At 74.0% G+C, this 5,707-nt stretch carries 6 protein-coding genes; 2 read left to right on the top strand and 4 right to left on the bottom strand.

Features of this window, described 5'->3' with window-relative positions:
• Both panC and GT042_RS27315 read right to left on the bottom strand, forming a co-directional pair.
• The coding region (panC, locus tag GT042_RS27320; protein WP_161311389.1) for a pantoate--beta-alanine ligase at positions 1-726 on the bottom strand (726 nt) is incomplete at its 3' end.
• The gene (locus tag GT042_RS27315; RefSeq protein WP_161311388.1) at positions 723-1,676 is read right to left on the bottom strand and encodes a DUF2520 domain-containing protein; all 954 of its coding nucleotides are present in this window, start codon (positions 1,674-1,676) and stop codon (positions 723-725) included. The genes GT042_RS27315 and panC, both read right to left, overlap by 4 nt.
• A 156-nt stretch (positions 1,677-1,832) precedes the next feature.
• Between GT042_RS27315 and GT042_RS27310 the strand changes: the two genes are divergently transcribed.
• On the top strand, positions 1,833-3,056 hold the full coding sequence (locus GT042_RS27310) for a beta-eliminating lyase-related protein (RefSeq protein ID WP_161311387.1): 1,224 nt from the start codon (positions 1,833-1,835) through the stop codon (positions 3,054-3,056).
• Between the two features lie 58 nt (positions 3,057-3,114).
• Here the strand turns inward: GT042_RS27310 and GT042_RS27305 are convergent, their stop codons facing one another.
• Both GT042_RS27305 and GT042_RS27300 read right to left on the bottom strand, forming a co-directional pair.
• Positions 3,115-3,786 (bottom strand): response regulator transcription factor, encoded by a 672-nt coding sequence (locus tag GT042_RS27305; protein WP_161311390.1) that lies wholly within the window; start codon positions 3,784-3,786, stop codon positions 3,115-3,117.
• Positions 3,787-3,846: 60 nt separating this feature from the next.
• Positions 3,847-5,046 (bottom strand): sensor histidine kinase, encoded by a 1,200-nt coding sequence (locus GT042_RS27300; protein WP_161311386.1) that lies wholly within the window; start codon positions 5,044-5,046, stop codon positions 3,847-3,849.
• A 210-nt stretch (positions 5,047-5,256) separates the two neighbouring features.
• On the opposite strand from GT042_RS27300, the gene GT042_RS27295 reads away from it, so the two are divergent.
• On the top strand, positions 5,257-5,707 hold a 451-nt coding region (locus GT042_RS27295), incomplete at its 3' end, for an SAM-dependent methyltransferase (protein ID WP_345943940.1).

Raw genomic sequence — 5,707 nt, 5'->3', positions numbered from 1 at the left:
CCGCGCGTCCGGCGCGGGCGCCCACTCCGCGCGGGCGCGCAGCGCGTGCTGGGCGCCGAGGCGGTCGCGGGCCGCGAACAGGGAGCGGGAGAGCGCGAGGGCGGTACGGCGTTCCGCCCCTGACAGGAAGCGGTTACGGCTCGACAGGGCCAGGCCGTCGTCCTCACGGACCGTCGGTACGCCGGCGATCTCGACGGGGAAGTTCAGGTCGCGGGCCATGCGGCGGATCAGGGCGAGCTGCTGGGCGTCCTTCTGCCCGAAGAACGCGATGTCGGGGCGGGTGAGGTGGAGCAGCTTGGCGACGACGGTCAGCATGCCGTCGAAGTGGCCGGGCCGTGAGGCGCCTTCGAGCAGCTCGCCCATGGGGCCCGCGGCGATCCTGACCTGGGGCGCGCCGCCCGGGTACACCTCGTCCATGGACGGGGCGAAGACGGCGTCGGCGCCCGCGTGTTCGGCGGTCTTGAGGTCGGCGTCGAGGGTGCGGGGGTAGCGGTCGAGGTCCTCGCCCGCGCCGAACTGGAGCGGGTTGACGAAGACGGTGACCACGACGAACCCGGTGGGGCCGACGTGCGCGCGGGCCGCCCGTATCAGCGTGGCGTGCCCTTCGTGGAGCGCGCCCATGGTCATGACCACCGCGACTCCGTCCCGCCGGCCGGGATGCTCGGCGTGCCAGGTGTCCAGCAGGCGGTCCAGGTCCGCACGGGAGGGGACGGGGGCGAGGCTCATCGGGCGCCCCCGTCGGCGCCTCCGCGGGTGTCCCCGAGGCTGTCGCCGTCCGCGAGGACGTCCAGGAGGTCTTCCGCCAGCTCCGGCTTGAGCATGCCGTGGGCGAGCGCGCGGTCCGCGGTCGTACGGGCCATCGCCAGGTAGCCCGCGACGGCGGTCGGCGCGTGCTCGCGCAACACCTCCACGTGGGCGGCGACCGTGCCCGCGTCGCCGCGTGCGACCGGGCCGGTCAGGGCCGCGTCGCCGGAGCGCAGCGCGTTGTCGAGGGCCGCGCCGAGGAGCGGGCCCAGCATCCGGTCCGGGGACTCGACCCCGGCCTTGTTCAGCAGTTCCATGGCCTGGGCGACCAGCGTGACCAGGTGGTTCGCGCCCAGCGCCAGCGCCGCGTGGTAGAGCGGACGGGATTCCTCCGCGATCCACTCGGCCTCGCCGCCCATCTCGATGACCAGCGCCTCCGCCGCCAGCCGCAGCTCCTCGGGCGCCGTCACGCCGAACGAGCAGCCCGCCAGCCGCTGCACGTCGACGGATGTGCCGGTGAACGTCATGGCCGGATGCAGGGCCAGCGGCAGGGCGCCCGCGCGCAGGGCCGGGTCGAGCACCTTGGTGCCGTACCGCCCCGAGGTGTGGACGAGCAGTTGCCCCGGGCGTACGGCCCCGGTCTCGGCGAGCCCCTGGACCAGGGCGGGCAGCGCGTCGTCCGGGACGGTCAGGAGGACCAGTTCGGCGCGCGCGAGGACTTCGGCGGGGGTGACGACGGGGACGTCGGGGAGCAGGGTGGCGGCGCGCCGCACGGACGCGTCCGAGACGCCGGAGACGGCGACCGGTCGGTGCCCGGCGAGGCGCAGGGCCGCGGCGAGGGCCGGGCCCACCCGGCCGGCTCCGACCACGCCGACCGTGAGGCGGGCGGGGCGGTCCCGTGGGTCGAGCGGTTCCTGTGCTGCTGGGTTCACGCGTCGGAGCCTTCCGTTCCAGTCCGCGGCGGGTACCGGACGATTTCTGGCCATGCTACGCCAGCGCCGGGACCGCCTCCCGGTTGTCCACAGGCCCCGTCCGGAGTTGTCCACAGGGCTGTGCGCGCCGGACGGCGGCTGGGTGATGATCGGTGCATGAGTGACACGAGCGAACAGGCCGAGGACGTACGGGACAGCTCTCCCGACGAGGTGGGGGACGGCCTCCCCGGCGGCGGGGACGGCTCCCCCGACGACCAGCGGGACCGTCGGCGGGCCGCCTGGCGCGGCGCGGAGCGGAAACTGAGCAACGACTTCACGAGCCGGTCCATGGGCAAGACGCTGGCCGCCCTCGTCGCGGCCGGCGGCTCGGTGTACGACCTGGACGAGGGCCCCGACATCTACGGGGACGGGGTGGTCGCGGAACTGGAGCGGCGGGTGGCCGCGCTGCTCGGATTCCCGGCCGCGGCGTTCTTCCCGAGCGGCACGATGGCGCAGCAGGCCGCGCTGCGCGGCTGGGCGGGGCGTACGGGAAACCGTACGGTCGCGCTCCACCCGCTCGCGCATCCGGAGGTCCACGAAGGCGGTGCGCTGTCGGTCGTCAGCGGGCTGCGCACGGTCCACCCGACCCGGGAGCCGAGGCCGCCGACCGCCGAGGAGGTCCATGACCTGGCGGAGCCCTTCGGCACGCTCATGCTGGAACTGCCGCTCAGGGACGCGGGTTTTGTCCTGCCTTCGTGGGACGAGCTGGTCGCGGTGGTGGACGCGGCGCGGGAGCGGGACGCCGTGGTGCACTTCGACGGCGCGCGCCTGTGGGAGTGCGCCTCCCACTTCGGGCGGCCCCTCGCGGAGATCGCCGGGCTCGCGGACAGCGTGTATCTGTCCTTCTACAAGTCGCTGGGCGGGATGTCGGGCGCGGTGCTGGCCGGACCCGCGTCCTTGGTGGCGGAGGCGCGCGTGTGGCGCCACCGCTACGGGGGCCAGCTGTTCCAGCAGTACCCGGCGGCCCTGTCCGCGCTGCTCGGCCTGGAGCGGGAGCTGCCGCGCCTGCCGTCGTACGTGGCGCACGCGCGTGTGGTCGCGGCGGCGCTCGCCGAGGGTCTCGCGGAGTCGGCGGTGCCGTGGTTCCGCGTCCATCCGGAGCCGCCGCACACGCACCAGTTCCAGGTGTGGCTGCCGTACGACCGTGAGGTGCTGAACGAGGCCGGGGTGCGCCAGGCGGAGGAGACGAAGGTGTCGCTGTTCCGCCTGTGGCGCGAGGCGGGCGCGGGACCGCCCGGGGTGTCGGTCACGGAGGTCACGGTGGCGGAGGCGGGCCTGGAGTGGAGCGCGGAGGACGTGAAGGCGGCGGTGGCGGACTTCGTGGAGCGGGTGACCGGGTGAGGGAGGTGACGGGGCAGTGGGGGTGACGGGGATGGTCCGCCAGGAGACCCGGCGGGGATCAGGCTCCGCCGCCGCCCGCCCGTACCAGCCCCGACTCGTACGCGAGCACGACCACCTGCACGCGGTCACGCAGACCGAGCTTGGTGAGGATGCGGCCGACGTGGGTCTTCACGGTCGCCTCCGACAGCACCAGCCGTCCGGCGATCTCGCCGTTCGACAGCCCCTGCGCGACGAGCAGCATCACCTCACGCTCCCGCTCGGTCAGCCGTTCCATCTGCTTGTTGCGCGGCTTGTCGGCGCTGGGCAGCATCGGGGCGAACCGGTCGAGCAGCCGCCGTGTCGTGGAGGGCGCGACCACGGCGTCGCCGCTGTGCACCGACCGGATCGCGCTCAGCAGTTCGCTCGGCGGCACGTCCTTGAGCATGAAGCCGCTGGCCCCGGCCTTGAGCCCGGAGAACGCGTACTCGTCCAGGTCGAAGGTGGTCAGGATGAGCACCTTGGGCGGGTCGGGCTGGGCGCAGATCCGGCGCGTCGCCTCCACCCCGTCGAGGCGGGGCATGCGGACGTCCATCAGCACGACGTCCACGGCGGTGGCCCGGAGGTTCTCGATCGCCTCGGCGCCGTCCCCTGCCTCCGCGACGACCTCCATGTCAGGCTGCGCGGCGAGCACCATACGGAAGCCGGTACGCAGGAGCATCTGGTCGTCGACAAGCATGACGCGGATCGACATCGGGGGTTCCTTCTCCGTGGGGTGGGGGCTCAGGCGTGCGAGGTTCATGCGCGGGGCATGTCAGTGTGCCGGTTTGAGCGGGAGCAGCGCGCTGATCCGGAAGCCGCCGCCGGGGCGCGGCCCGGCGTCGAGCGTGCCGCCGACCATCCCGACCCGCTCCCGCATCCCGATGAGGCCGTGGCCGTGGCCGTCCGCGCCGCCGTCCTCGTACAGCTCATGGGCGGCGCCCCGGCCGTCGTCCTCGACGAGCAGGCCCAGGCCGTCGTCGAAGTAGACCAGCCGCACGCTCGCGCCCACGTCGGGTCCGCCGTGCTTGCGGCTGTTGGTGAGGGCTTCCTGCACGATCCGGTACGCGGTCAGCTCGACGCCGCTGGGCAGCGGACGCGCGGTGCCCTCGATCTTGAAGTCCACGGTGAGGCCGGCCCTGCGCACCTGCTCGACCAGGTCCTCGATCTGGTCCACGTCGGGCTGGGGCACATACTCCCCGCCCTCCCGCGTGTCCCCGGTCCGCAGGACGCCGAGCAGTCGGCGCATCTCGGCGAGGGCCTGGCGGCCGGTGGTCGAAATGGTCTCCAGGGCCTGTTTGGCCTGGTCGGGGGCGGCGTCCAGGACGTACGCGGCGCCGTCGGCCTGGACGACCATCACGGACACGTTGTGCGCCACGACGTCGTGCAGCTCCCGGGCGATCCTGGCCCGCTCGGCGGCGACCGCCACCTTGGCCTGCGCCTCGCGCTCCTTCTCCAGCCGGGTGGCACGCTCCTCCAGCTGGTCGAAGTAGGCGCGGCGGGTACGGAGGGAGTCGCCGAGCACCCAGGCGAGGACGAACGGCACGGTCATCACGACACCCGCGAAGACCCGGCCGAAGGTGCTCGCCTCCTGCACGGGCCAGCGCAGCTGCGAGAGCGGAGCCGCGAACAGCCCGCCGACCAGGGCCAGCCGGGAGGCCCAGCGCGGACCGCCCTCGGCGGCCACGGTGTAGATGATCACCAGCATCGCGAAGTCGCCGGGATTGACGGAGACGTCCAGCGCGAGCTGGGCCACGCCCAGCGCGACGACGAGCAGCAGCATCCGGGCCGGGACCCGGCGGCGCAGCGCGACCACCAGGCTGAGCAGCACGACTATGCCGATGGCCCGCAGCCGGGGCCCGACCCCGTTCACCGCGGTGACCGCCCACAGCAAAGACACCCCGAGGAGCATGACAGCCAAGAAGGTGTCGACGCCCGTGGGGTGTCTGCGGAGGAAGTCGTAGAAGCGCTGCACGTTATCCAGCGTAGGGAGGCGGAGAAGGCGGAGGGGTCAACCGGAGGGTCGATCCGGTCGGCGGAAGCGTACTCCCCAAGGTGGAGACTTGACGCCGTGACGGATGACAACGGGAAGGGCCGGGGGGCGCGCGTCCGCCCGGACGAGCCCCCGGCCGGCCGGCCGAACGGCCCGCGGGCCGAGGGGTGGCGGGCGGCGGCGGAGCGCGCGCTGTACGGGCCCGGGGGCTTCTATCTGCGGCCGGAGGGCCCGGCCGGTCATTTCCGCACGTCGGTGCATGCCTCCCCGCTCTTCGCGGCGGCCGTCGCCCGGCTGCTGACCGCCACCGCCCGGGCGCTGGGGACGGACGAGGTGGCGTTCGTCGACATGGGCGCGGGGCGTGGTGAGTTGCTGACCGGTGTGCTCGCGGCGGTCCCGGACGCCCTGATCGTGCATCCGTACGCCGTGGAGCGCGCCCCCCGGCCCCCGGGGCTCGACCCGCGCGTGGAGTGGTGCGCCGAGCCCCCGGCGGGGGTCGTCGGGCTGCTGTTCGCGAACGAATGGCTGGACAACGTCCCGGTGGACCTCGCCGAGACGGATCCGGACGGGGTGGCGCGGTACGTGCTCGTGCGCCCCGACGGTACGGAGGAGCTGGGCGCGCCGGTCGGGGGCGCGGACGCGC

The sequence above is a fragment of the Streptomyces sp. SID3212 genome (assembly GCF_009865405.1).
In the GTDB taxonomy this organism is placed as follows: Bacteria; Actinomycetota; Actinomycetes; order Streptomycetales; family Streptomycetaceae; genus Streptomyces.
This window is presented reverse-complemented; position numbering and strand designations above follow the sequence as displayed.

Excerpts from the sequence above, each read along its gene's own strand:
- GT042_RS27305 (WP_161311390.1), bottom strand. The coding sequence starts at position 3,786 with ATGTCGATCCGCGTCATGCTTGTCGACGACCAGATGCTCCTGCGTACC.
- GT042_RS27310 (WP_161311387.1), top strand. The coding sequence starts at position 1,833 with ATGAGTGACACGAGCGAACAGGCCGAGGACGTACGGGACAGCTCTCCC.